This is a genomic window from Microcystis sp. LE19-8.1F, assembly GCF_027531715.1.
GTDB lineage: Bacteria > Cyanobacteriota > Cyanobacteriia > Cyanobacteriales > Microcystaceae > Microcystis > Microcystis wesenbergii_A.
The window spans coordinates 12,433-38,081 of sequence record NZ_JAPZSO010000189.1 but is presented as its reverse complement, the minus strand read 5'-3'; the positions used below and the strand labels follow the sequence as shown (position 1 = coordinate 38,081).

Annotated in this window: 27 protein-coding genes; 19 read left to right on the top strand and 8 right to left on the bottom strand. The window is 43.4% G+C overall.

All coding sequences use genetic code 11. From position 1 onward, the window contains the following. Positions 1 to 104: 104 nt before the first annotated feature. Positions 105 to 1,112, bottom strand: a complete 1,008-nt coding sequence (gene acsF, locus O9334_RS17870) for a magnesium-protoporphyrin IX monomethyl ester (oxidative) cyclase (RefSeq protein ID WP_288001572.1) — start codon at positions 1,110 to 1,112, stop codon at positions 105 to 107. Between the two features lie 189 nt (positions 1,113 to 1,301). On the opposite strand from acsF, the gene rpmF reads away from it, so the two are divergent. Together rpmF and O9334_RS17860 are read left to right on the top strand one after the other, a co-directional pair. Further along, on the top strand, positions 1,302 to 1,484 hold the full coding sequence (gene rpmF, locus O9334_RS17865; protein WP_002742494.1) for a 50S ribosomal protein L32: 183 nt from the start codon (positions 1,302 to 1,304) through the stop codon (positions 1,482 to 1,484). 88 nt (positions 1,485 to 1,572) lie between these two features. Next, positions 1,573 to 2,172 carry a sulfite oxidase-like oxidoreductase gene (locus O9334_RS17860; RefSeq protein WP_045359579.1) on the top strand — a complete coding sequence of 200 codons (600 nt, stop codon included), beginning with the start codon at positions 1,573 to 1,575 and terminating at the stop codon, positions 2,170 to 2,172. Between the two features lie 354 nt (positions 2,173 to 2,526). Here O9334_RS17860 and O9334_RS17855 read toward each other — a convergent pair whose 3' ends face one another. Both O9334_RS17855 and O9334_RS17850 read right to left on the bottom strand, forming a co-directional pair. Then, a complete protein-coding gene (locus O9334_RS17855; protein ID WP_002755721.1) occupies positions 2,527 to 2,778 on the bottom strand; it encodes a BolA family protein in 252 nt (83 codons plus the stop codon). 71 nt (positions 2,779 to 2,849) lie between these two features. Beyond that, positions 2,850 to 3,497, bottom strand: a complete 648-nt coding sequence (locus O9334_RS17850) for a hypothetical protein (RefSeq protein ID WP_288001569.1) — start codon at positions 3,495 to 3,497, stop codon at positions 2,850 to 2,852. Positions 3,498 to 3,727: 230 nt separating this feature from the next. On the opposite strand from O9334_RS17850, the gene O9334_RS17845 reads away from it, so the two are divergent. Further along, positions 3,728 to 4,291, top strand: a complete 564-nt coding sequence (locus O9334_RS17845) for a Uma2 family endonuclease (RefSeq protein ID WP_045359583.1) — start codon at positions 3,728 to 3,730, stop codon at positions 4,289 to 4,291. Between the two features lie 5 nt (positions 4,292 to 4,296). Next, the gene (locus O9334_RS17840; RefSeq protein ID WP_288001566.1) at positions 4,297 to 4,866 is read left to right on the top strand and encodes a Uma2 family endonuclease; all 570 of its coding nucleotides are present in this window, start codon (positions 4,297 to 4,299) and stop codon (positions 4,864 to 4,866) included. A gap of 58 nt (positions 4,867 to 4,924) precedes the next feature. Here the strand turns inward: O9334_RS17840 and O9334_RS17835 are convergent, their stop codons facing one another. Both O9334_RS17835 and folD read right to left on the bottom strand, forming a co-directional pair. Continuing rightward, positions 4,925 to 5,935, bottom strand: coding sequence for a hypothetical protein (locus tag O9334_RS17835; protein WP_045359586.1), 1,011 nt, complete (start codon positions 5,933 to 5,935; stop codon positions 4,925 to 4,927). A gap of 486 nt (positions 5,936 to 6,421) precedes the next feature. Next, positions 6,422 to 7,279, bottom strand: coding sequence for a bifunctional methylenetetrahydrofolate dehydrogenase/methenyltetrahydrofolate cyclohydrolase FolD (gene folD / locus O9334_RS17830; RefSeq protein WP_045359588.1), 858 nt, complete (start codon positions 7,277 to 7,279; stop codon positions 6,422 to 6,424). Positions 7,280 to 7,368: 89 nt separating this feature from the next. Between folD and O9334_RS17825 the strand changes: the two genes are divergently transcribed. From O9334_RS17825 to O9334_RS17805, 5 genes are all read left to right on the top strand, one after another. Next, positions 7,369 to 8,070, top strand: a complete 702-nt coding sequence (locus O9334_RS17825; RefSeq protein WP_288001561.1) for an OB-fold nucleic acid binding domain protein — start codon at positions 7,369 to 7,371, stop codon at positions 8,068 to 8,070. A 26-nt stretch (positions 8,071 to 8,096) separates the two neighbouring features. Beyond that, the gene (locus tag O9334_RS17820) at positions 8,097 to 8,456 is read left to right on the top strand and encodes a four helix bundle protein (protein ID WP_002777776.1); all 360 of its coding nucleotides are present in this window, start codon (positions 8,097 to 8,099) and stop codon (positions 8,454 to 8,456) included. 38 nt (positions 8,457 to 8,494) lie between these two features. Beyond that, positions 8,495 to 8,914 (top strand): NUDIX hydrolase, encoded by a 420-nt coding sequence (locus O9334_RS17815; protein ID WP_045359592.1) that lies wholly within the window; start codon positions 8,495 to 8,497, stop codon positions 8,912 to 8,914. Between the two features lie 142 nt (positions 8,915 to 9,056). Then, positions 9,057 to 10,382, top strand: a complete 1,326-nt coding sequence (gene ctpB, locus O9334_RS17810; RefSeq protein WP_045359621.1) for a carboxyl-terminal processing protease CtpB — start codon at positions 9,057 to 9,059, stop codon at positions 10,380 to 10,382. After that, entirely contained in the window at positions 10,383 to 10,631 is a 249-nt protein-coding gene (locus O9334_RS17805) for a cyclic nucleotide-binding domain-containing protein (protein ID WP_052426712.1), read from the top strand. It abuts the gene before it with no gap. Here the strand turns inward: O9334_RS17805 and recR are convergent. Beyond that, a complete protein-coding gene (recR, locus tag O9334_RS17800; protein WP_043999193.1) occupies positions 10,626 to 11,216 on the bottom strand; it encodes a recombination mediator RecR in 591 nt (196 codons plus the stop codon). The two genes, O9334_RS17805 and recR, sit on opposite strands and share 6 nt — an antisense overlap. A 134-nt stretch (positions 11,217 to 11,350) precedes the next feature. Then, a complete protein-coding gene (locus O9334_RS17795; RefSeq protein WP_008200075.1) occupies positions 11,351 to 11,884 on the bottom strand; it encodes a DUF4330 domain-containing protein in 534 nt (177 codons plus the stop codon). A 407-nt stretch (positions 11,885 to 12,291) separates the two neighbouring features. Between O9334_RS17795 and speA the strand changes: the two genes are divergently transcribed. From speA to O9334_RS17750, 10 genes are all read left to right on the top strand, one after another. Further along, complete coding sequence (speA, locus tag O9334_RS17790) at positions 12,292 to 14,331, top strand: biosynthetic arginine decarboxylase (protein ID WP_288001556.1); 2,040 nt, start codon at positions 12,292 to 12,294, stop codon at positions 14,329 to 14,331. An 86-nt stretch (positions 14,332 to 14,417) separates the two neighbouring features. Further along, positions 14,418 to 16,433, top strand: a complete 2,016-nt coding sequence (locus O9334_RS17785; protein WP_288001555.1) for a ribonuclease catalytic domain-containing protein — start codon at positions 14,418 to 14,420, stop codon at positions 16,431 to 16,433. A 177-nt stretch (positions 16,434 to 16,610) separates the two neighbouring features. Further along, positions 16,611 to 17,789 (top strand): AI-2E family transporter, encoded by a 1,179-nt coding sequence (locus O9334_RS17780; protein ID WP_288001553.1) that lies wholly within the window; start codon positions 16,611 to 16,613, stop codon positions 17,787 to 17,789. Between the two features lie 672 nt (positions 17,790 to 18,461). After that, positions 18,462 to 18,701: a TLTLP motif-containing protein gene (locus O9334_RS23215; protein WP_502846548.1), complete on the top strand. Its 240-nt coding sequence runs from the start codon at positions 18,462 to 18,464 to the stop codon at positions 18,699 to 18,701. A gap of 161 nt (positions 18,702 to 18,862) precedes the next feature. Continuing rightward, a complete protein-coding gene (locus O9334_RS17775; RefSeq protein ID WP_002732961.1) occupies positions 18,863 to 19,372 on the top strand; it encodes an inorganic diphosphatase in 510 nt (169 codons plus the stop codon). A gap of 101 nt (positions 19,373 to 19,473) precedes the next feature. After that, a complete protein-coding gene (locus tag O9334_RS17770; protein ID WP_288001550.1) occupies positions 19,474 to 20,157 on the top strand; it encodes an N-acetylmannosamine-6-phosphate 2-epimerase in 684 nt (227 codons plus the stop codon). A 317-nt stretch (positions 20,158 to 20,474) separates the two neighbouring features. Beyond that, positions 20,475 to 22,676 (top strand): PhoX family protein, encoded by a 2,202-nt coding sequence (locus O9334_RS17765; protein WP_288001548.1) that lies wholly within the window; start codon positions 20,475 to 20,477, stop codon positions 22,674 to 22,676. Between the two features lie 677 nt (positions 22,677 to 23,353). Continuing rightward, positions 23,354 to 23,614 (top strand): four helix bundle protein, encoded by a 261-nt coding sequence (locus O9334_RS17760; protein ID WP_425311599.1) that lies wholly within the window; start codon positions 23,354 to 23,356, stop codon positions 23,612 to 23,614. A 107-nt stretch (positions 23,615 to 23,721) separates the two neighbouring features. Continuing rightward, positions 23,722 to 24,588 (top strand): response regulator, encoded by an 867-nt coding sequence (locus O9334_RS17755; protein WP_045359605.1) that lies wholly within the window; start codon positions 23,722 to 23,724, stop codon positions 24,586 to 24,588. Further along, positions 24,585 to 24,875 (top strand): circadian clock KaiB family protein, encoded by a 291-nt coding sequence (locus O9334_RS17750; protein WP_002772019.1) that lies wholly within the window; start codon positions 24,585 to 24,587, stop codon positions 24,873 to 24,875. Before O9334_RS17755 ends, O9334_RS17750 begins: the two co-directional genes overlap by 4 nt. Positions 24,876 to 25,023: 148 nt before the next feature. Here the strand turns inward: O9334_RS17750 and O9334_RS17745 are convergent, their stop codons facing one another. Further along, complete coding sequence (locus O9334_RS17745) at positions 25,024 to 25,647, bottom strand: type I restriction endonuclease subunit R (protein ID WP_288001543.1); 624 nt, start codon at positions 25,645 to 25,647, stop codon at positions 25,024 to 25,026. Positions 25,648 to 25,649: the final 2 nt, after the last annotated feature.

Sequence of the window (25,649 nt, the reverse complement as noted above, 5' to 3'; positions counted from 1 at the left end):
TAACTTTAAACTCTAAGACAAACATTTTACGCAGGGGGGACTTAGACAAAATCAGTATAGCACAATAAAAGTTAAGTTAACAAGATATAGTTTAAAAAGCCGTCCTAAAAGGACGGGGCTTTAACCCAAAATTTCGGTAAGGGTAACTTCCGCATTGTTTTTAGCCATTGAGGAGCGCTACTTTCATCGATCGCTTTTAATTGTAAATTACGTTCGGCACAACGGTTTAAACGGGGGAAAAATTGGGGATGGTCCACATTTAAAATGGTGGGAAAAGCGCGAGCGGAGGTATTATTAGTCTGACGAATTACCTCTTGATCAAAAGCGATCGCATCCATTCCCAAAGCATCATAAAAGTCTGAGCGTTCGCGTACAGTTAAACTATGGGTAGCAAAGACGGAAAGCAGGAAAAAACGACTCCATAATCTCGATCGCCAATTATTCCACAATTGCGGTTTAGCTCGCAGTAAGGTTTTAAAGATATCTCCGTGGCGATTTTCGTCCTGACACCAACTCTCGAAGTAATTAAAGAGAGGATTAAATTTATACTGGGGATGTTCTTCTAAATGACGATAAATGAGGATATACCGCCAATAACCGATTTTTTCGGAGAGATAAACCGTATATAATACCCATTCAAGGGGGAAAAAGGTGTAGGTACGGTTTTTGGTAATTTTGGCTAGATCGAGGGAAATATTAAAGTCAGCCATGGCTTTATTGAGAAATCCTGCATGGCGCGCCTCATCTCTAGCCATAAGATGAAATATCTCCCCTAACAAGGGATTACGGCTTTTTAGTTGTCGTGACAGTTCCTTGAATAACAAAAAGCCAGAAAATTCGGAGATACAGGAGCGTTCTAGGTAATCTATAAAAGCATTTCTGGTTTTTTCATCGAGATTGTCTTGATAGTTCTCAAATCCTTGCTGACGTTCAAAGTGATGCCGGTTATAATCGGTCCGCATCTCCTCTAACATCGCTTTGATTTCGGTTTCTTGCTCAGAAAGGTCAAAATTAGCGGCAGCCTCAAAATCGGTGGTATAAAAACGCGGGGTGAGGATAGTTTCGCGCAGAACAGCTTTTTTCTGGGAGGGAGGTTCGACGGTAGTTACCATGAGGGAAATTACTTGACTACATAGCTATATAGGATTTTAAACATAAATAGGTAAGCCAATGATAAATATTAAGTTTTATCAATATTTTGGGCAGTAGTGAGGGAGGGAATCAGACAAGGGAGCGAGCCGATTAGGGAAATAGGGAGTAGAATAGAAAGGTTGTGAGTCTATAACTATCGTTAAAATACTATGGCTTGTCCCAAGAAGAAAACCTCAAATGCCAAGCGCGACCAACGGAGAGCGCACTGGAGAAAGCAAGCGGCTCGGGAAGCGCAAAAAGCCTTATCTTTGGGTAAATCTGTCCTTTCTGGTCGTTCTAACAGCTTTGTCTATCCCACTAAAGAGGAAGAAGAAGGGGAAGACGAGGAATAACTTGATAGTGGGGAGTGAGGTAGAGAAAACCTTTTCGCTCCCTAATATTTTAAGATTTGTTTAGGGTTTTCGTTGTGAGTCTCAACTAATGTTAGGCAAATTCTTTAAAAAACCAGAATCTCCCGATCAAGACCGAGTTCCCCCGGGCCAATATCTCGCTAGTGGTTTTCCTGTCCTTACCTACGGGGATACTCCCCAAATCAAGACCGAGGAATGGTTATTCAAGGTTTGGGGAAAGGTGGCCACGACTAAAATTTTTAACTGGTCGGATTTTATGGCCCTACCGCAGTGGGAATTTACCAAGGATTTTCACTGTGTCACCCGTTGGTCAAAATTAGATGTGACTTGGACGGGAATTAAGGTATCGGATTTTATCACCTTAATTGACCTGCTGCCAGAAGCTACCCACGTCATGCAACACTGTTACGGGGGTTATACCACTAACCTGACCCTAGAGGAATTCCTGCACGAGGATAATTTTTTCGCTTTTCAACTGTTTGGTCAACCTTTACCCCCCGACCACGGGGGTCCGCTGCGCTTAGTTGTCCCCCATCTCTACGCTTGGAAAAGTTCTAAATGGATTAATGGCTTAGAATTTCTCGATCGAGAGCAATTGGGTTTCTGGGAACGTAATGGCTACCATCGACGGGGTGATCCCTGGTTAGAGGAACGTTATGGCGGTTTTTAACCAGTTTTGGCTTAAAATCGGGTGATAAGTAATAGGACAAAATTAACTTCTTGGTTAGGATAGGCAAAAGGCAGCAGGCAAGAGGCAAGGGGTAGTTAGATATGTGTAATTAATTGTGTCTGGCTACATTACATTACATTTTGGGCGCACGCAGTTCGATAAACTCACTGACCACGATGCGCCCCTACCATTGGGGAAATAATATTATTGTAGGGGCGAATTGCCTTCGCCCTCTTTTAATAACTTCTGCTAATTACGATAAAACGCTGTAGACTGTGTTATGTGAAGATAATTAGCCACAAAGAAAACTAGAAAAAAATTAACTGATAACTGATAAACCTTCACTGATAACTGTTATTTTTCTGCTGCCCAACTGTCGGGAGTGTAGGTTTTTAATGCCAAAGCATGGATGGCTTCGGTAGCCAGTGCCGATTGTAAAGCGCCATAAACCATTTGATGCTGTTTAACGCGGGTTTTGCCAGCAAATTCGCCAGAAATAACCACCGCTTCCAAATGATCACCACCTCCCGTTAAATCCCGAACCATCACTTGTGCATCGGGGATTTGTTCTTGAATCATCGCTTCTACTTGGCGAAAGTCAACCATCGTAACTCCTCAAAACAATTAAAGATACTCTCATCCCATTGTTACCGAAAGCTCGTCAATGGGGACAAAATTTACTGCTGTGGGGGGGAGTTGTTAGGAGTTGCCGAGGTGGGAGTCGGTGCGGAGATGGGTGTGCTGACAAATCCCATCTCGTAGAGTTGTTGATAGCTTTTTTGTCCTAATTCACTGGTGGGGTTTTGGGATTGAATCACCTGAATTAACAAAGGAACCGCCAATTCTGGCTGATTTTGCGCCCTATGGACCAAAGCAAGCTGATAGGTGGCTTCATCCCGCATTTGTCCGGTGTTTAAAGCACTTTGACGCTGAGAATCGAATACTTTCGGGTCAATTCCTGAGAAACTATTAGCTAATTGCAGATGATAGTTAGATAGTTGGTTAAAAATCCGACGCGCTTGATTGAGTTTGTCCACAGCGACATCGTATTTAGCGGCATTAATAGCGGCGTTCGCTTCTTCCACTAAACGTTGTCCCCCCTGAAGACTCAACAGACTATCAGCTTGATTTAAGGGTTTTAATTCGTTAGGATCACTGGCGGGATTGTTAGAGTCGGGGGTTTGTGCTTGTCCGTTGGGTGCGATCGCAATCACTAAACCGATCACCAGAGTGAGCAGATAAATTAAACTATAAGGCTGTTTTCGCTTAACCATAAAATTTCTCGACTTAATGTTCCTGAGGGGAACGGCTATTTTTTTTAACATCGACAACTGACCTATAGTAGCTTTTTTGGGGCAGTTTCGATCCGACCCCAGCTTTCTAGACGTTAGCTCTAGCGGTTTTGTCGCCATGGCAAGCGCTGATTTTTCCCGAAAAATCAGTACAAGTCCCCAAAAAGTTAATTTATCCCCCCGATTAATTGTTTAAATACCGATAATTCACCCCTTGGCAAGCTGCCCAGATAGAATAAAGAAAAAGTAGGAGTTTATTTAAAATGTCTTTATCACTGATTACTCGTAAGTTTACGGTGGAAGAATACGAAAAAATGACAACCGAGGGAATAATCAAACCCGATGAAAAAGTGGAATTAATTCGAGGAGAAATTATCAAAATGTCACCGATGGGAACCCGTCATGCTTCTAGTGTAGATAGATTAATACAATTATTCTATCAAAAGTTAGGACATAAAATTATTCTCAGAGTGCAAAATCCGATTAGATTAAATAATAACTCTCAACCAGAACCAGATTTAAGTTTACTAATACCTCGCCCAGATTTTTACGTTGCTGCCCATCCCTGTCCCGAAGATATTTATTTAATTATTGAAGTTTCTGATTCTACCCTCGATTATGATCGCTATACTAAAATCCCTCTTTATGCAGAAGCAAATATTAAAGAGGTTTGGATTGTCAATCTCAAGGAAGAATGTTTAGAAGTTTATCGCCATCCTCTGAATGGTAGTTATCAAGCTATGCAGAAATACTCTATAAATGAGAGGGTTTTTATGACATCTTTTCACGATATAGAATTCACTATTGCAGAAATATTAGGAGTGTAGTTAAAATGTCTTTATCACTGATTACCCGTAAGTTTACGGTGGAAGAATGCGAAAAAATGGCAACCCAGGCAATAATCAAACCCGATGAAAAAGTGGAATTAATTCGAGGAGAAATTATCAAAATGTCACCGATGGGAACCCGTCAGGCTGCTGGTATTTATCGATTAACACAGTTATTTTATCGAAAATTTGGCGATCTTATTCTCTTAGGAGTGCAAAATCCGATTAGATTAAATAATAATTCTCAACCAGAACCAGATTTAAGTTTACTAATACCTCGATCAGATTTTTATGTTGCTGCCTATCCTTGTCCTCAAGATATTTATTTAATTATCGAAGTTTCCGATTCTACCCTCGATTATGATCGCTATACTAAAATTCCTCTTTATGCGGAAGCAAATATTAAAGAGGTTTGGATTATCAATCTCAAGGAGGAATGTTTAGAAGTTTATCGCCATCCGCTGCAGGGTAGTTATCAAAATATTCAGAAATATTATCGAGGTGAAAGTATTTTTATTGAATCCTTTCCAGAAATAGAGTTAACTTTAATTGAAATACTCGGTAATATTTGTTAAATTAAATTATAGAGCGTTTATTATACCATTTTCTTTATTTCTGGCAGGCATCCTACTATTATTTTTCTAAGAGATGGCGGTACTTTTCTCCGAGATTTTCCGTTGCTTTGGTTAATTTTCCCTTGTCGTCTAAGATGGGTAGTTTCATGATTTCCGATGAAGCTTTAATTAAAAGTAGCAACTCCCGAAACTTGGCCGCATCTTTCTCTAGATGGGGATTAAAATTAGCTCGTGACTCCAGTTCATTTAAACTCTTAATAGCTCTACTATTCAGACTATTAATGAGGTATTGTAACTCCTTAATTCTGCGCTGAACTTGTCCTAAAAAACTCTTACTTTTATCTAATTGAGCTATTTTATTATTCACTTCCTTGGCGTATTCGATAGCTTTACTTAGGGCTTTTTTGCCTTCTCCTCCTAAGACAAAACCACCAATCATTAAAGCAGGTCCGACGGTAATACCTCCTAAAACCACTGTTCCCAAAGCCATACCACCGCCACCAGCAGCTAAAGAACCACCTCCTAACCATGCTAAGGTAGCATTCCAAGCAGCTGCCCCACTAAGTCCACTAATTGCTGTTCCTGTACTAGCAGTACCGAAAAGACCAATTAATCCTAGGGTTGTCTGACTGGCTGCCGAGGCGACTCTCACTGCTTTTAAACTCCCCACAGCCAAACTTTGCGCGTCTAACACTTCTGCTTTAAATTCCTTGAATTGTTGGGCAGAAAATCCCTCAAACCCTTCTAAGAAGCGTTGATGGGATGGGGAGTAATTTTGACCAAGTCTTTGACCAATTCTTTGATCAATTCGTCGAACAAACTTAACAAATCTGCCGATAGTGTTGATTTTGACATTAATTTGCAGTTGACCGTATTCTTCCGCGAATTTTTGGGTAGCTTGAAACTTTTTTTCTAGAGATTTATTGGCTTTTTTGTATCTTTGTTCGGCACTTTTGCCAATTTTTTCCGCCTTTTGTAGCTTGGATACACCATCAGCACCCGCACTAACACCCACACCAGCAGTAACTAAGGCCGCCGCACCAAGAATAATCGGGATAATAAAGATCATGAGAAAAGCTCCTAGTCTATTCAGTTTTGTAAAATTCTACCAACATAGTTAAAAAAAAATCAAGGGGGTGCATCTCACACTTGCAGAAATACCGATAATCAGCAATTATCAGTGACTCTTAAATTATGGCTCTTCTCGACTTTGTGTGATAATTTTTGCTTATGAAATCGTGAAATGTTTACTGGGAAAGACTTTTAGGACTATTTTGTTAAATAAACTATCAGTATAGACCTCATTTCCACACAGAAACCAGAAGAGCCTAAATTATTACAGATGCGTCAGCGGCTGCCTGTAAGCATCCCACCGAAAAACTAATGCGCTCCGGGGTTTGGGGGGTTCTACCCCCCAAAAGCCTGGATTGAGTAATAAAATTAAAAGTAAAGCCCAATTTTAAAAGAGAGTTTCCCCGTAAAAATCCCAACTTGCTAGATTGACAAAATTGTATCGGTAGAATCACTGAATAGCTGATAGCTGGTAGCTGCGGATTTATAACTTGCGTTCGTAACTTAACAAGGTATTTTTTAATAACATTGCCACCGTCATCGGACCGACACCCCCGGGAACAGGAGTAAGATAACTAGCCACTTCTAAAACCCCAGCATAGTCCACATCTCCCACCAAACCGTCAGCGACACGATTAATCCCCACATCCACCACCACCGCACCCGGTTTTACCATATCTTTAGTGATTAAATTGGCTTTACCGACCGCAGGTACTAAAATATCGGCACTTCTGGTTATTTCTGCCAGATTTTCCGTGCGCGAGTGAGCAATAGTTACCGTAGCGTTTTCCTCCAATAACATTAAAGCTAAAGGTTTCCCCACTAGAATACTGCGACCCAGTACCACCGCGTGCTTACCGGCTATGGAAATATTATATTCTTTCAGCAGTGCCATGACCCCCGCAGGAGTACAACTGCGAATACAGTCCTCACCCCGCACTAAACCGCCTAAATTGAGAGGATGTAAGCCATCAGCATCTTTTTTCGGGTCAATTTGGTAGAGAAGGGAAACCGCATCTAAATGCTTAGGTAAGGGTAATTGAATTAAAATCCCGTCCACCCGCTCATCTTGATTGAGACGGACAATTTCCGCTAAAATTTCTAGTTCACTTGTATTGGTGGGAAAATGACGACCAAAAGAGGCCATACCGATTTTAGTACAAGCTTTCTCCTTATTGCGGACATAAACGGCACTAGCAGGATTATCCCCCACCATCAACACCGCTAACCCCGGAGGTCTTCCCATTGGAGATTTTAGCGTCTGGATGCGCTCTCCTAGACCAAGCTGGATTTTTTGAGCTAAGGCTTTCCCGTCGAGAATTTGGCAAGTAGTTACGGACATTCTATGATAATACCGAGAACAAAAATCTTTCGGATCTATTCTATGGTCAAAAAGATTGGCTAATCGCACTCGTTAAGGTTAAAGCAAGAATGTCTATTCAGACTCGTGTAGGGCGCATCGGCAGTTTATTATTATTGCTAGGGTTATTCGGTTGTAGTACCCTTGCTGACCTCGGTATTGCCGTTCCCTACATCGGTGATCCTCCCCTAACAGCGATCGAGCAATTACAGGAAAAACCAAAAGGCACTTTAGTTTATCTTAGGGGAACTGTGAGCAATTATGCCCCTTTTTTAGCGGGAGGGGCCTATCTTTTGCAGGATAGTTCGGGCAAGATTTGGATTCGCACCAATAGCAATAAATTACCCCGTCAAGGCGAAGAAATCGTCATTAAGGGCAAAATTGACTTTGAGGCTATTCCCCAGGGTTCCCAAACTGTTAACGAATTGTATGTGGTGGAATTAGAACAGATGGATGCAGTAGCGGTTAATTCTGTTCCTACTCCTTCCCCGTCCCCAGAAATTAAACCTTCCCCCACCTCAGAAGTTAAACCCCCAGAAAATAATTCTCCCCCGGTCTCCACTAAACCCCTGGAAAATCCCCGACAGGTGACAATTCCCAGCGCAGCTGAAACGAAACCCCCAGAAACTCCCGTCCTTACCCCCATTAAACCCAATCCCCCCGCGCAACCCGTCGCGGAAGCGATTCCCCCCAAACCCCCCGCAGTGGTTAAACCCATCCCAGATCCCCTCGATGCTTTCTTTTTACCCCATAAACAGGGAGAAAAACAGTAATCAGTAATCAGTAGCGGGGCAAACAGATGGAGAGTAAAGTTTATGACAAAGCTTATAAATTTGCCCTTAGGATTGTTAAAGGCTATAAATATTTGTGTGAGACTAAACAAGAATATGTTTTGTCAAAACAGCTATTAAGGAGTGGCACTTCAATCGGGGCTAACATTGCCGAGGCTAATGGAGCTATTTCTCAAGCTGATTTTCGAGCTAAAATGTCAATAGCTTATAAGGAATGTCTAGAAACAAAGTATTGGCTGTCTCTATTGAAAGACACGAATTACATAGAGGAAAGAGCCTTTCAAAGTATCAATGATGACGCAGAGGAAATTGGTAAAATGCTTTGGGCTATTCTAAAAACCTGCCAAGAAAATACCAAAAACCGATAACTGATAACTGATAACTGATAACTGATAACTGATAACTGATGATATTTGTTGCTTTGGCGATTTTGGAACAGGACGGTCGATTTTTAATGCAGTTGCGCGACGACATCCCGACGATTCTCTATCCGGGGGTGTGGGGTTTATTTGGTGGTCACTTGGAAGCGGGTGAAAGTCCAGAAATAGGGTTAAAACGAGAGTTAAAAGAAGAAATTAACTACGAAGCCCCTAGTTTACGCTATTTTCGCTCTTATAACGATGATAATCTCTCCCGTTATCTTTATCATGTACCCCTGACCCTGGAATTAGAAAAATTAGTGCAAACGGAAGGACAAGATTTAGCTTTATTACCTCCGGCTGCCATCCGTCAAGGGGAATACTACTCCGAGAAGATTAATCAGACTCGTTCTTTAGGAAAAATTCATCGCCAGATATTACTCGATTTTATAGAACTAGAATTATAGTGGATATTAGAGCCAGACAAGGAACTCCCCTATCTATACGAAAGTCGTAGTTAACACTGCTCCTCACCTCCCTCGAAGGCAAAATGCTCCCGCTTTTTGAATGGCTTTATCTAAACGTCAATCTTATTTTGGCTTTGTCTTTATGAACCAGTCGCGTCCCTCGTTCGTTTCCGTGCAGAAACTCCTATCTGGAGGTGCGATCGCTACCCTAGCAGTTAGTTCCCTGATGGTTCTCACCCCCGCAGCCAAAGGGGAAAAACCCTTAGAAGATAACCCGAAAGCAGTCATCGACCAGGTTTGGCAAATTGTTAATAATGAATTTGTAGACCGTAGTTTTCATCAAATTGATTGGCAAAAAAAACGTCAAGAATTGTTAAGCAGAAATTATACTAATCCCCAACAAGCTTACACGGCAATCCGGGAAGCGTTAAAGGAATTGGGTGATACTTATACCCGTTTTTTAACCCCTAGTGAATTTTCTGTCCTCACCAGTCAAACTTCTGGAGAATTATCGGGAATTGGCATACGTTTAGCCCTCGATAAACGCACTAGCGATCTGATCGTTGTCGATACGGTGAAAAAATCCCCCGCCAAGGAAGCAGGAGTGAAAAGCGGCGATCGCTTGATCAGAATTAACGGCAAACCCACCGCTTTAATGACCTTAGAACAAGCAATGGAAGCCCTACAGGGAGAAGTGGGTACTAGCGTTAGTTTACAGCTGGCCCGTCCCGATCAAGGGGTATTTGAAGTGACTTTGACCCGGGTAGATATCGAAATCCCCTCGGTTAGCTATACCCTTAAACAGGAAGGTGGGGTGAAAGTTGGTTATATTAAACTGGATGAATTTAGTTCCCACGCAGCCGAACAAATGAAAGAGGCGATCGAGGAATTAAGTCAACAACAGGTATCCGGCTATGTTCTCGATCTGCGGGGCAACCCCGGGGGTTTGCTATTTGCTAGTGTCGATATCGCTCGTATGTGGATGAAACAGGGCAAAATCGTTAGCACCATTGATCGACGGGGCGGCGATCGCCAATTTATCGCCAATAACACCGCTATTACCGATTTACCCCTCGTGGTCTTGGTCAATAAAGGTTCCGCCAGCGCCAGCGAAATCCTCGCCGGGGCGCTGAAAGAAAATGGCCGGGCGACTTTAGTGGGTACATCGACTTATGGCAAGAGTACCGTCCAATCGGTACACACCCTCTCCGATGGTTCCGGATTAGCGGTGACAATTGCCCGTTATTATCCCCCCAACGGCGAAAATATCTACAAAAAAGGCATTAAACCCGATGTGCAGATCGAGTTAACCCAGGAACAACAACTGCGCTTCCGCGATGATCCTTCTTTGCTGGGAACTAAGGATGATCCCCAGTATCAACAGGCGATCTCACTCCTACAATCCCATAGTGTTAAACGTCCTGGCACCGGCAATCTCAATAACCCTTTGAGTAGTCGGGCTGAATAATTGTCCTGGGAAATCTGGGGAAACGGCGACTGTTTCGGCGAAATGGCGATTCTAGAACAGCCTTTAAAGCATTTAACAGCGCTCTCTCTCGCTCCCGTGCAGTTGCTCGTGATTCCCGCCCAAAGATTTCTGCAGCTACAAATTCTGCAACTAAGCATAAGACGCAGTATAAAACTGTATCTTCGGCTACAAATGCTCGATTATTCGCCAAAAAGTCAACTGCTCAAAACCTCACACCCTGCTCTATAATTCCCGACGACCTTCTAAAGCTCTCGCTAAGGTTACTTCATCAGCGTATTCTAGATCGCCGCCCATGGGCAACCCGAAAGCGATACGGGTAACTTTAGTGAAGGGTTTCAGTAAACCCCCAATATACAAAGTCGTGGTTTCTCCCTCGACACTGGGACTGATAGCTAAGATAACTTCCTGAATTTTTTTCTGGCTGACTCTGGTGACTAAAGACTGTATATTTAATTGATCCGGTCCAATCCCATCCATAGGTGAGATAACACCGCCCAAAACGTGATATTTGCCCGAATATTCCCTTGTTTTCTCCAAAGCAATCACATCTCTGGAGTCAGCTACCACACAGATAGTCCCCGTTTCTCGGTTGGGATTGCGGCAAATTTCACAAATCGGTTCGGCCGAAAGATGAAAACAAACCTGACATAATCCTACTTGTTTTTTCGCTGCTACGATCGCCTGGGCCAATTCGATCGCATCTTGTTCTGGTCGTTTGAGAATATACAGGGCCAGACGTTGGGCGCTTTTAGGTCCGACTCCGGGTAATTTTTGTAACTGCTCGATCAAACGAGCTAAAGGCGGTGTATAAATAGCAGTTAATCCTCTTATCAGTTATCAGTTATCAGTTATCAGTTATCAGATTTGAGTTTTCAAGTGAGCAGTGTTAAATGGAAGTTTCCTACTGTCTTTTCACTGTTTACTGGTCACTGTTTACTGGTCACTGATTAAGACCTTTTTGGTAAACGGACATCGATAACACTGGTGTTGAAATTATAATTATCTCCTTCTAACTCGATTAAAGTGCCAATTTTTACCTTTTGACCGCCAACAACCGCACCAGTATCGGTAACTTCCGCTTGACCACTGAGAGTCATGATCATATCTTGAGAATAGTTTTCTGTGCGGGGATCGGGTAGGACTTTCACACTACCATCCGGCTGCGGAACTAAGACATTTCTCGATAAAGGTTTAACATTTTTTATATCCACTTGACCGGCCGGTTGATTACGAATAACAATATTAGTTTTCTTCTCGGTATTGAATTGATTAATCAAAGCGTTAGGATTGAGAACACTTAAACCCCGGACAATAACATCCACTTCTATGGGTTCTTTGGTCACTTGAGCGATCGTACTTTTACCACTCGTCCCCGGCACAACAAAAATACCGATAATTGTCAATAAAATTACTAAGGCCGCCCCGATATCAAGCAAGCTAAATTTACCGAATAAACGTCCTTTTGAGTCTAATAAATTCATAAGCGGTTCACTATAAAATTTTTGGGGAGAAGGGAACAGGGTGGTCACTGCGTGCGCGACGTTCGGCGACCCTCAGTCGAGCCTTTGCGGGGGGTGATGGGTAGGGTTGATTCATGAATCAACCCTACTATGAATCAACCCTAGGGTGATGGGGGATGGGGAGAAAATACAAATAATCTCCTATCTCCTGCCGACCGCCTCCTGTCTCCGTTCGGACCTCGGCGTGAGACTTCGGCGTGAGCTCAGTCGAACGCTCGGTCGAACGCTGAGCTCACGGCCGAAGCCTGACTCCTGAATCCTGCCTCCTAAGGGCTAGTAAATTCTATCATGATCAGAATCTTGGTCGCGGACAGGGAGTCTGACTTAAGATAGAAGATCGGAGTCTCACACGGAGCGATCGATAGACAATGGCGGGTAAAACTCAACTTAAGAAACAGGAAAAGCAATTATCTCCAGTGGATCTGACCCCTTCTGACGGTAACAACCTCGAAAAAGTTGCCCCCGTTAAACATTGGTCGATCGAAGATAGCGAAAATCTCTATCGTATCCAAGGCTGGGGAGAACCCTATTTCTCGATCAATGCTGCGGGAAATATCACCGTCTCGCCCCAGGGAGAAAGGGGCGGTTCTTTGGACTTATACGAGTTAGTTTCGGCGATTAAGCGGCGAAATATCGGTTTACCCCTGTTAATTCGGTTTAGCGATATTTTGGAAGATCGGATCGAGCGCCTGAACGCCTGTTTTAACCGAGCGATCGCCCGTTATAATTATGCCAACGTCTATCGCGGTGTCTATCCGATCAAGTGCAATCAACACCGTCACATCGTCGAGTCTTTAGTGCGTTTTGGTAAACCCTATCAATTTGGGTTGGAGGCTGGTTCAAAACCAGAGCTAATGATTGCTTTAGCTACCCTAGAACCTGCCTTAAACGGCAAAAATGACAAAACACAACCATTGCTAATTTGTAACGGCTATAAGGACAAAGAATACATCGAAACCGCTCTTTTGACCACTCGTCTCGGTCATCGGCCTTTGATTGTCATCGAACAATTGGAAGAATTATATTTAACCCTGCGCGTCAGTCGTCAGCTAGGAATTGCCCCACATTTGGGAGTGCGTGCGAAACTGGGGACAAAAGGGGTGGGCCGTTGGGGATGTTCCACGGGAGACCGGGCAAAATTCGGTTTAACCGTCCCGGAAATCCTAACGGTGGTGATGGAATTAGAACAAGCGGGGATGTTAGATTGTCTGCAACTGCTGCACTATCATATCGGGTCGCAAATCTCCGCTATTGGCGTTATTAAGGATGCCATTCGCGAAGCTAGTCAGATTTATGTGGAATTAGCGAAATTAGGGGCAAATATGACCTATCTCGATGTGGGGGGTGGTTTAGGGGTCGATTACGATGGCTCGAAAACTAACTTCTACGCCTCAAAAAACTACAATATGCAGAATTATGCTAACGATATCGTGGCCGAGGTCAAGGAAGCTTGTGAAGATGCCCAGATTGCCCCCCCAATTCTTATCAGTGAAAGTGGACGGGCGATCGCTTCTCATCAATCGGTGTTAATCTTTGATATCTTGGGAAGTAGCGAGGTTCCCCAAAACCCTCCCGATCCCTGCAATGGGAAAGAACACCTCATCCTCCGTAATCTCTGGGAAACCTATACGGGTATCGATGAGCGCAATTATCAGGAAGCTTATCACGATGCGGGACAGTTCAAAGAGGAGGCGATTAGTCTGTTTAATTTCGGTTATCTCAGTCTCAAGGAACGGGCGAGAGCCGAACAATTGTACTGGGCTTGTTGTCACAAAATTCTGCAAGTGGCCCGACAACAGGATTATGTTCCCGATGACTTGGAAGACTTAGAGCAAATTATGGCCTCAATTTATTATGCCAATCTCTCGGTTTTTCAGTCAGTTCCCGATAGTTGGGCGATCGATCAACTATTTCCAATTATGCCGATCCATCGTCTCGATCGAGAACCTACTCAAAGGGGAATTATCGCCGATTTAACCTGTGATAGTGACGGAAAAATTGCCCAATTTATCGATTTGCGCGGGGACGTAAAATCTGTTTTAGAATTGCATCCGTTGGAGTACAAAAACGGTAAACATTCTCCAGAACCCTATTATCTAGGAATGTTTTTGGTGGGTGCTTATCAAGAGATTATGGGCAATTTACATAATCTTTTTGGCGATACTAATGTGGTACATATTCAGATGAGTCCCAAGGGGTACGATATCGAGTATCTAGTCAAAGGAGATACGATCACGGAAGTATTAAGTTATGTGCAGTATTCTGCGGAAGATCTGTTAGAAAGAATTCGTCTTCGTTGTGAACAAGCTTTGCAGGAAAATCGCATGACTGTGGAAGAATCCCAATTACTCCTACAGGATTATGAACGCAGTTTGCGACGTTATACCTATCTAGTGGGTGGGGATTGATGATTGTTCTTGCCGATCGAGTAATCGATCGAGGATGATAGAAAATAGACAAAATAGACAAAATAAATAGGCAGTAAAGGAAAACAGTGGAAAAGGGAACGCTGGTAGAATTTCGCGTCCAAGGAGAAAGGCGCTTAGGGGTGATCGATCGCCCAGAAGGGAAAAAAGATTGGATCGTCATCGATCAAGGGGGAAACCCGCATAAACTGCGTCCCCAACGCTTCGATTACATTATCAAAGCAGGTCCATCCAACTATAGGGAGATCGGCAATTTTCTGCGAGAAGTCCAACCCTATCTAGATGCTAGTGGTTTAGAAGTGGCCTGGGAATTATTAGCCGGGGAAAATCAGTTAGTTACTCCCGAAGACATGGCCGAGATCCTCTTTTCCGATCGCAGTCCCCAGTTTTGCTATGCGGCCCATTGTCTCTTGAGTGATGATAAAGTTTATTTTAAAAATAAAGGGGATGGTTACGAGGCCCGCTCGGAAAATCAGGTAGAGGAAATCAAACACCAGCTAGAGGTGGAACAACAGCGTCAACGGGAAAAAAGCCAATTTCTCCAACGTCTCCAGCAAGCCTTGGCCGGTGAAACGGTAGAATGGTCAGAAAGCGATCGAATTCGTCTGGAATCTCTAGAAAAATTTATCCTCCAACCCGAACAAAAATATCCGGCAGCCATGGACATACTCTCGCTGCTGGGCCGTTCTCAAACCCCCGAGGCCGCTTTTGAATTGTTAGTCGATTTGAAATGGTGGAGTAGTCACGAAAACCTTTTCCTGCGACGCAGTTCCTACCCCGTTCAATTCTCGAAAAAGGTACTTGATGTGGCGCGTCTTAATTTACTCAATCCCCCTGCGGATGCGGATGTCAACAATCGTCTCGATTTAACCCACCAAAAAATTTATACCATCGACGATGAAAGTACCGAGGAAATCGATGACGGATTATCGGTGGAAATGCTTGCGGATGGTGGTCATCGTCTCTGGATCCATATTGCCGATCCTAGCCGTTTAGTGCTTCCCGATGATGAATTAGACCTAGAAGCACGTCGTCGCAGTACCAGTCTTTATCTTCCCACGGGAATGGTTCCCATGTTTCCCCTAGAGTTGGCCGCAGGTCCAATGAGTTTGATACAGGGTAAACTTTGTCCTGCCTTGAGTTTTGGGGTAATCCTCGATGAAACGGGGGCGATCGCCGATTATCGGATCCATCCTAGTACAATTAAACCTACCTATCGCCTCACCTACGAAGATGTGGACGAAATGTTACATCTGGATCTGCAGCATGAACCGGAAGTGAGGATTCTCAACCGTTGGGCAAAACAACGCCACGCATGGCGCAAATCTCAGGGATCGATTAACATCCAAATGCCAGAATCATCCATTAAGGTGAAGGATAACGACGAAATTATCGTAGAATTGCAGGAAGTTTCCCCATCTCGGCAATTAGTGGCGGAAATGATGATTTTAGCTGGAGAAATCGCCGGTCGCTACTGTCAGGAACACGAGATACCCGTGCCTTTCCGGGGACAACCACAACCGGAATTACCCCCCGATGAGGAGTTAATTTTACTACCCGCGGGCCCTGTGCGTTCCTGTGCCTTGCGTCGCTGTATGCCGCGCAGTGAGATGACGACGATTCCTAACCGTCATGCTAGTCTGGGATTGAATACCTATTCCCAAGTAACTTCGCCAATTCGCCGTTATACTGACCTTTTGACCCATTTTCAACTAAAAGCCCATCTCCGGGGCGATCAACTGCCTTTTACCCGGGATAGAATGCAGGAAATTCTCTATAGTGTCGCTAGTTCGGCCCAAGAAGCCACCTCGGTGGAACGACAAACTAATCGTTATTGGAGTTTGGAATTTTTGCGACGACAGGGAGATCAAGTCTGGCAAGCTTTGGTTTTACGCTGGCTGCGGGAAGAGGAAAATTTAGGCTTGATTTTATTGGAGGAATTGGGGTTAGAATTACCCCATCGTTTTGAGCGTTCGGTATCTTTAGGCGATCGCTTTCAAGTACAAGTTAGTCGCGCCGATCCCCACCGCGATGAGATCCGCTTCCGCGAGTTATCGGGTTTTGTCTCTTCCCAAGCAAGTTAATCTCTCGCAGAGGCAGAATTCAGGAGTCAGGAGATAGGGTGATAGGGATTTAGGGGTTTAGGGAAATTTCAGCCAAATGCTCCACTACCCCACCACCCACTTTCCCTTTTGGAGTTAGCGGGTTAGGCTTCGATCTGTCAGAATACAAGTATTGAAACAACCCTTTTAAGAGGCTTCATGGTGGAAGTTAAAGTCGTCCCCCCGAAACGCAATTGGGTTCAGACGTGGTGGCAATCTCTGAATTCTTTATCTCGCTTACTGGTGATTGCTCTAGCTGCACCACTTATAGTTCTGAATGCCTGGGCATTATCGGCAATTTTTGGCTATTTTGAATCTTTATTTGTTATTTTACTGATAGCGGCGGTTCTATCTTTTCTCTTGGGTTATCCAGTGACTTGGTTGGAACGTCAGGGATTAAAACGGGGTTTAGCTGCGATCGTGGTTTCCCTGATCACGATTTTAATTTTTGTGGCCGTGGGAATCACCCTAGTTCCCCTAGTCTTCACCCAAGCACAGCAATTTGTCAACAGATTGCCGGAATGGTTAGACTCGGGACAGCGCCAACTGATGCAACTAGATACCAAAATCGACACGATGAATCTACCGATTCCGATCAGTTTCGATGGTCTGATCGCTCAGTTTAACAGTCGTTTAGGGGCAGAATTGCAAATTCTAGCGGGAAGAAGCGTTAATTTAGCCCTTAATCTCACCGTTTTTACCGTGGTGCGGGTGCTTGATGTGCTGCTAACCATTATCCTCACCTTTTATCTACTTCTCCACAGTCCCGATATCTGGAGGAGTATTATCCAATGGTTGCCCAAACCCGTCCAACAACCCTTTTCCCTAACCCTACGCTTAAGTTTTCAGAATTACTTTGTCGGACAGGTAATTTGTGCCACCTGCATGGCCTTGGGATTAGTCACGGCCTTTTTATCGATTAAAGTCCCTTTTGGTCTCCTATTCGGCCTTTTGATTGGCACCATCGCTTTAATCCCTTTTGGGGGAACTGTCGGCATTGTCACGGTGACAGCTTTACTAGCTTTGCGCGATATTGGTTTAGCTCTGCAAGTTTTAGCCGTGGCTGTAGTGGTGCAGCAAATTGTCGAAAACGGCATTGCTCCCCGGATTTTGGGCAGTGTCACCGGGTTAAATCCCTTTTGGGTGTTAGTCTCGGTCTTGACGGGGGCGCGAGTGGGCGGTTTACTGGGGGTGATTGTCGCGGTTCCCATGGCGGTAATGATCAAGGAAGCTTTGGAGGTGATCCGTCAAGTAACGCCGGAGGAGACAAAACACGGGGTAATTAAACCCTCTCTCCCCCTAGAATCGGAATCCCCTAGCGAGGTGGTTTCTCGCTGAAAAATGACCGACGGCATCATCTGGGGCGATCTGAGCAGTAATCTTGGCCGGGATAAATCGGCAATTTTCTCGCAGAATCTTGGTTTTTCTCCCTCGATCGAGTTATGATATCTATATTGGTAGATTAACTCCACTTGCCCTAATCGCCGTCCCTGACGGATGCCTTGCTGGTCTCTGCGGCCGGGCCTATTGGGAGATTAGCTAACAAATTATCTCTAAACTCGGATAATTTCTAAGAACAGGTCATTTTTTCTCCCGATAAATCAGCAAAAAATCGATATTTTGGTTAAATAGGCTACATTAACAGCCAGCTTTCTATCGTAAGCTCGAAGTTAAGACATAAAGTCAATATCACCCTCCGATTGCAATGAAAGAATGTTTGGATCGCTTAATATTTAAGCCCTTCAGACATTTTTTTTTGTGGATTGATACTAAATCCAGTTATTAAAAACTGATTTAGTATGACATGGACAAAAACCAACAGACCATGATCTGGAGAGATCGTCAAGAAAAGTATCAGAGTGAACTCCTGGAAAAAAATGGGTAAAATATAATTAGTAGGGAGAGTATTGCTGTTAATGTTTCGCTTTTTAACGAGACGTTAACCAAGCTCAAAAGCAAAAAATAGCAGTAATTTGCTAAAAGCTCAAGGCCGATAGCTGACTGCTCTATATGTCTCTCATATTCTTTACTTGTCGAGTTCAAAACGACCCCTTTATGGAATCAAGCAACCCGTCAGGGAAGACTTCCGAACCTCCTAGTCATAGGTGGGCCAATTTACTCGGAACCATGATCGCAATTCTGACCCTAACGTTACCCTTGTTAGCGATTGGATATAACTCCACGCCTAACTATACCGAAGAACCCCTTACCGGTAACACATCCTACTCCCTAACGAGGCAAATGAGGTGACAGAATTGAGATAGACGATTGCCAAGATAAAATTTTTTTTCTTCGTCCCGATCCCCCTTATGGGTAAAATTTGGATCGGAGTTAATCAAAGTGTGTTTTAACTTTGCTTGCGCTTTTAGGTGACTCTAAAGGCGCTATTGTCTTGTATTTGGAGAAAGCTTGTGGATTTATCGCGCATTCCTGCCCAACCGAAACCCGGTTTAATTAACGTTTTAGTGGAAATTACCGCCGGTAGTAAGAATAAATACGAGTTTGATAAGGATTTAAACGCCTTTGCTCTCGATCGCGTTCTCTATTCTTCGGTACAATATCCCTGTGATTATGGTTTTGTTCCCAATACCCTCGCCGATGACGGCGATCCTTTAGATGGTATGGTGATCATGGATCAGCCTACTTTCCCCGGCTGTGTGATTACAGCGCGTCCCATTGGTATGTTAGAAATGATCGATGGTGGTGATCGCGATGAAAAAATTCTCTGTGTTCCCGCTAAAGATCCCCGTTATGCAGAGGTAAAATCTCTCAAAGATGTCTCTCCCCATCGCTTGGACGAAATCGCCGAGTTTTTCAAAACCTATAAAAATCTAGAGAAAAAAGTCACAGAAATTCTCGGTTGGAAAGATGTGGACGCAGTAACTGCTTTAGTCGAACAGTGTATTGCTGCTTATAAGTAATCTAAGTCCAAAATCAGTTATCAGTTATCAGATTTGAGTTTTTTCACTGATTACTGTTTACTGTTCACTGTTCACTGACAATACTCCCCACACCCCAATTTATGCGAATAGAAACCTTAAAATCGGGTTTAATCGTCTCCTGTCAAGCGCCAGTGGAGTCATCTCTGCACGATCCTGTAATTATTGCCGCCATGGCTCATGCTTGTGTGGATAGGGGTGCTTGTGGGGTAAGAATTGATAGTCCCGCTCATCTGAAAGCCACCCGTCAACAATTGCCGGATATACCAATAATTGGACTCTGGAAACGCAATTATCCCGATTGTTCGGTATATATTACGCCCAAATATCAAGATGCTCTGGCCATTGCCGATGCGGGTGCCGATATAATTGCCTTGGATGCTACCCCCAGAAAGCGTCCTAATGATGAAAATTTAGCCACAATTATCGATCGTATTCATCGGGAAACCGGTAAATTAGTCATGGCAGATATAGACTCGATTGAAAGTGCTATTTATGCCGTGGCAGCCGGTGCTGATATTGTCGGTACAACTCTTTACGGTTACACAGAAGCAACTAAACATCTGCAGCCGCCGAGTTTTTCTTTCCTAGAAGAATTAGTTAATAAGTTATCAGTTCCTGTTATCTGTGAAGGAGGAATATCGACTCCAACAGAAGCCAAAAAAGCCCTAGAAGTTGGTGCATATTCGGTAGTTGTCGGCACGGCAATTACAGGTATTGATTTAAAAACTACCGCTTTTTTACAAGGAATTTTATCAAAGGATTAATGGGAGGGAAAAACCCCAAAAAGTTTAGCCGCACCACCCAAAATAGCGACAACCAAAGCGATTATTCAGTTATCAGTTATCAGTTATCAGTTATCAGATTTGAGTTTTAAGTGTGCAGTATGGATTAAGCGAGCAGTATTAAATGGCAGTTTTCTACTGTCTTTGCACCGATTACTGATCACTGATTACTGATTACTTTTAACTGGCTGTTAACTTAGTCATAACTTGGATAATATATAATCCCTATGTCAAGTTTATGTAATAAAATTTAACCTAATCAAGGTCTGAACACCAGTTTTGACTTTATTTCTGAAAATATGAGTATTTCTCGCCGTAATTTCCTCACCTTTTTAACTGCGACTGCCGGTGTCTCTTTTTTCAGTCTGCAAGAGAAAAAATATTCCTCTCTGATTAGCAGTCCTGCGATCGCTGCTAATAGTTTCGGCTTCAACTTTGCCCCAGTCAAACTGCCGATTCCCTTAAAAATTGACGGCATGAGCGATGAAAGCCAAAAAAGTGCCTATCAAACCTATACAGTCCTAGATGATCTCGTTCTTCCTCAAGGATTCACATCTGATGTGCTGGCGCAGTGGGGAGATAAAGTGGGTGATTCCCGTTTCGGTTATAACAATGATTATCTATCTTTTATCGAAACCAGTCCGGGTCAAGGTTATCTAACCGTTAATTTTGAATATATCAGTGGTCGTACTTGGCTACAAACCTTTGAACAAGTGATTGGTAAAACCCTACCCGTCAAGGAAGTACGAGAAAAAACCAACGAAAAGGGTGAAATTGCCGCCTATCGCCTGCAAGATGCCAGCTTAAAGGCAAAAATCGAGGAAATATCCCTAGAAGGCTTAATTGATCAGGGAATTGGCGTAATTTCCCTCGCTAAAGATCAAACGGGAAAATGGCAACGTACCTATAGTAACGCCGATCGCCGCATTACCGGTATTTCTGGACTAAAGGACGGTCATTACCTGAAAGCGACCGGTCCTGCTGTAGCAATTTTTACCAAAATTGATAAACTTGGCTACGATGACGGATTAGGGGCAAAAATTATCGGAACGTTTCAAAATTGCGCTGGGGGAACAACTCCTTGGGGAACCGTATTTAGTGCCGAGGAGAACTTTCAAGAACAAGTGACGGAGGTAGTGTTAAAAGATGGTTCCTCTTTGGATCCGGATACTACCCCCTTTATTCTCAATAGTGGGGAAGTGGATGGCCGGGGTAACGTCTTTGGGTTAGCGGGAAATAAATACGGTTGGATGGTGGAGGTGGATCCTGCCAATCCCGACGATTACGGCACAAAACACACTTGGTTAGGGCGTTTTCGCCATGAAGCGGTCGCTTTTCTCGCTCAAACGGGGCAACCCTTGGCGGTTTATTCAGGATGCGATCGCAGAGGCGGTCATATCTATAAATTCGTCTCCGAGGACAAAATTAGCGATATTAAAGACAAAAATAACTCAAAACTCCTAGAAAAAGGAATGCTCTACGGGGCGAAATTCAACCCCGATCAAACCGGTTATTGGATACCCTTAAATCCCGACACGGAGATAAATCCCGTCCTACCGAGTCAAATTGCCGCCAGTCGCGGGGATGGGGTGGTAGCTTTGCCGAATCCCGAAAGAACGGTCAATGAGACTAAATTACTGCTATTTAAGGACGATGAGGAGATTCTGGCCTACAAAGCTAAATATAAGACCCTCGCAGACCTGTATGAGGGTAATGGGACGGAAAAACAGGGAGCAATTCTCATCGATGCTCATTTTGCCGCTAACGCCGTTGGGGTCACTTGTACTGGTCGCCCGGAAGATACGGAAGTGGACGAGAATGGCACTTTATATATGACCTTTACCTCTGGTAGTCCCAGTGAAGCGGAGGGAGGAGCCGATAAGGAGATATTTAAAGGACCAAATGGCGAAATACCCTACGAATTTGGTTGGATTATCAGCTTAAGGGAAGATAATAATGATGCTGCTTCCCTAAGTTTTCGTTGGGATGTGGTCGCTTACGGAGGGGAACCGACAGAGAAAGGTGAGGGTTTTTCTAATCCCGATAACCTCGCGTTCGATAAACAGGGAAATCTCTGGATGGTTAGCGATATTTCTACGGGTGGGTTAAATCGAGAGATAAAAACTCGTTATCCCCAGGGTGTCCCGGTTAGTCAACGGGATTTATTGGGGATTTTTGGCAATAATAGCGCTTGGGTGTTTGCCAAGGGTCAAGAGCATCCCTATCCTTTTGCTATCGCTCCCATGGATGCGGAATTAACGGGATTGTACTTTACTCCCGACCAAGAGACGTTATTTTTGGCAGTACAGCATCCGGGGGAAGCGGGGGGAATTCGTCGGGATTTTGCCTTTGAAAACCGCAAATTTGCCCTTAAAACCACTAATGGGCAGGAATTTGAACAAATACGACAAGTCCCCCTAGGGTCGAATTGGCCCAGTGGTCAAGTTAATCAACCTCCCCGGCCGGCAGTGGTGGCAATTCGCCGAATCGAGTCAAAATAGCAGATGGGAGATGGGAGATGGGAGAATAAATAAAAACAATCTCCTGAATACTGACTCGGAGAATACTGACTCGGAGAATACTGACTCGGAGAATACTGACTCCTAACCCAATGGTAGATGTGGGATTTTTGCAGGAGTTCTATTTTTCGACAAAGATAAGCAAAAATTATTTATTGACGGCAAAAACTTGAGAATATTTAAATTAACATTCCGCAATATTTACAAATTCTTAAGAATTAATTGAGAAAGATTTTTATTTAACAACGATGTTATCATGGTAACAGCGATTTGATAGAATTTCATAGTGGGTTATTTTGTGCTTTTTTGAGCAGCAATAGTTGAAACCCTTGCCACACTTAGAAGGTGATCCTAATTAAGACGGTTAAATCAGTCAATTTCACCAGCAATGATGATCTTTTTTTTATGTAGTTTTATTGCAAAAAAAAAGTTTTTTTGACAAAAAGCACAAAGTATGATACTACCCAACGTATTTCTGGCTGCGAGTAATTATTGTAGAGGGGGAGAGGGGAGAAGGGAGAGGGGAGAAGGGAGAAGGGAGATATATAATTTAGCTAGAAGCTTAAGTGCAGCGAAAAATGTCAACTGAGCCAATTAGAAGCCATAAAGATGGGAAGTCCTATCAAAAAGCCTTCTCTGCAGCTAGGAAAATTTTTCAATTGTCGAAAAATTTTCCTAAAGAAGAAAAATATGCTCTAACTGACCAAATTCGACGGTCTTCTCGTTCTGTTTGTGCTAATCTAGCGGAGGCATGGCGTAAACGTAGATACCAAGCCGCATTTATTGCCAAACTCAATGATAGTGAAGGGGAGGCGGCGGAAACACAAACATGGTTAGATTTTGCCGTACAGTGCGGATATATGGACGCACAAACAGGAGAAGAATTATCAAGTCTATACGAGAAATTTTGGCTATTTTAGGGCAAATAATTAATAATTCTCAGCCATGGCTCTTAAAGCGTTAATATACAGTTTTAATCCCCTCTCCCCGCTCCCCACTCTCCTATACTTTTTAAACAGGATTTAGTATGACTAGGGACCTCTGTAGAATTTTATTGATAGAGGACGAACCGACGACTGTTAAATTAATCCAGAGATTGCTGTTAAAGGCCCCCCAATGTTCCCTGGCCGAGGGGTTGACTTTTACCCTCACCCAAGCTCAGGATCTACAGGAAACTGCCGAAAAACTGGCAGGGGAGAAATTTGATCTCATCCTCTTAAGCTTGGAAATCTCTGTCCCCCCTGGTTTAAATATCCTAGTCAAAACCAGAGAATTAGCCTCTACTATACCGATAGTGGTTCAAACTACTAGCAATGATGAGAAATTAGTCGTTAAAGCCTTTCAACTGGGTGCTGACGGTTATATTCAGTTAAATAATATCGATAGTAGTCTTTTAGTCTATCAAATTCGTGTGGCGATCGAGCGTCAGCAATATGTACTCAATCTTAAACATCAACAACAGGAAGAAGAATTTCGCGAACTGGAACAGTTAATCAAGGGAGGACAAACTAGCATCACGGCGAAAATGTTCGGTTCTGAGGCAATAAGGCAGAGTATTCCCGATATTTTTCAACAATTAGTCCAAAATTACGGAGAGTTATTAGATTTAGCTTTAGAAGAACAAGCATACAAAGTGGAACATAATCTATCGGAACGACTGCGAAGCTTGGCCGATAAGTTAGGATTCTTAAAAGCTAGTCCTCGCGATGTGGTGGATATTCATACCACCACCCTACGCCAAAAAAATCAGGATGTCACCCTGGCCAAAGCGCAGGCCTACGTTAGCGAAGGTCGTCTCATGGTCCTGGAATTGATGGGTTATCTCGTCTCTTTCTATCGTAAATACTATATCGGTCTCAGCAACATTAAACTGTTCAATAACACGCAATCATGAGTCAATATCTTCTCAAACTCTATATTATGGGCGATTCAAGTAAATCCCAGAGGGCGATCGCTAATATTTTTCGGATCTGTCGCGAGGAGTTATCCGGTCTTTATACGGTAGAAATAATTGATGTTCTCGAACAGCCGCAATTAGCGGAACAGGATAAAATTCTCGTAACTCCTACTTTAGTCAAACAACTTCCTCCACCCCTACAAAGAATTATCGGTGATATGTCCAATACCCAAAAGGTTCTCCTCGGTTTGGATGTTATTCCCAAAGACTCCCATCTCAATTAGGATTCACCTAAAAATTCTTCTGGTTAGGTTTTTCCTCGCTAATAAGTAGATAGATACCCCCCTTAATAAGGGGGGATCAAGGGGGGATCGAAGGCAAAATCTATCTTCTATTTAATTAGAACCACTTACTTAATTTCTAATCTTGATTTTATTTGATCGCTGCGCCGATGTGTTTTAAAATCTGCAAAACCCTATATAGTTCTTCTCTGGAAATAAAGGGAGCAAATACCCTAGATAGGGCATAATAATGGACATTAGCTCTCAATTTGACCAATAAAATATCATCTCCATTGGTGACGATGGCAAAGCTAGGTTTTTCGGGCTGGGGATTAGCCATCAAATAGGCTAAGGTTTGCGGTAAGGCAGTCCAAACCGATAGGGCGGTTTTTTGGGATTCTACAATTACCATCCAAAACTGATTTAACCAGACTAACACATCGATTCTACCCGATAGTATTTCTTCCCCATCATCGACGGTTAAGCTTACCGATTCCTCTGCGCGTACTCGCAAAGGCGGATCGTAAAAACCCGCAATCGCTAGTAAGGGAGAAACTAACAATAAAGTCACGGTTTTTTCTAATAACTGTCCCGCCGATCTTTGGTATAAATACCTTTGTATTAGTTCATCTAAACTCTTTTTCTCATGGCTAGATAGGGCCAGTAAATCACTTTTCCATTCGGGGAAAAATGCCCCATCTTCTGTTAAGGAGAGATTAAATCTTGTCTCAGCCAAGGCAATAGTCGTGATCGCTTCGGTAATGGCACTCGACATAA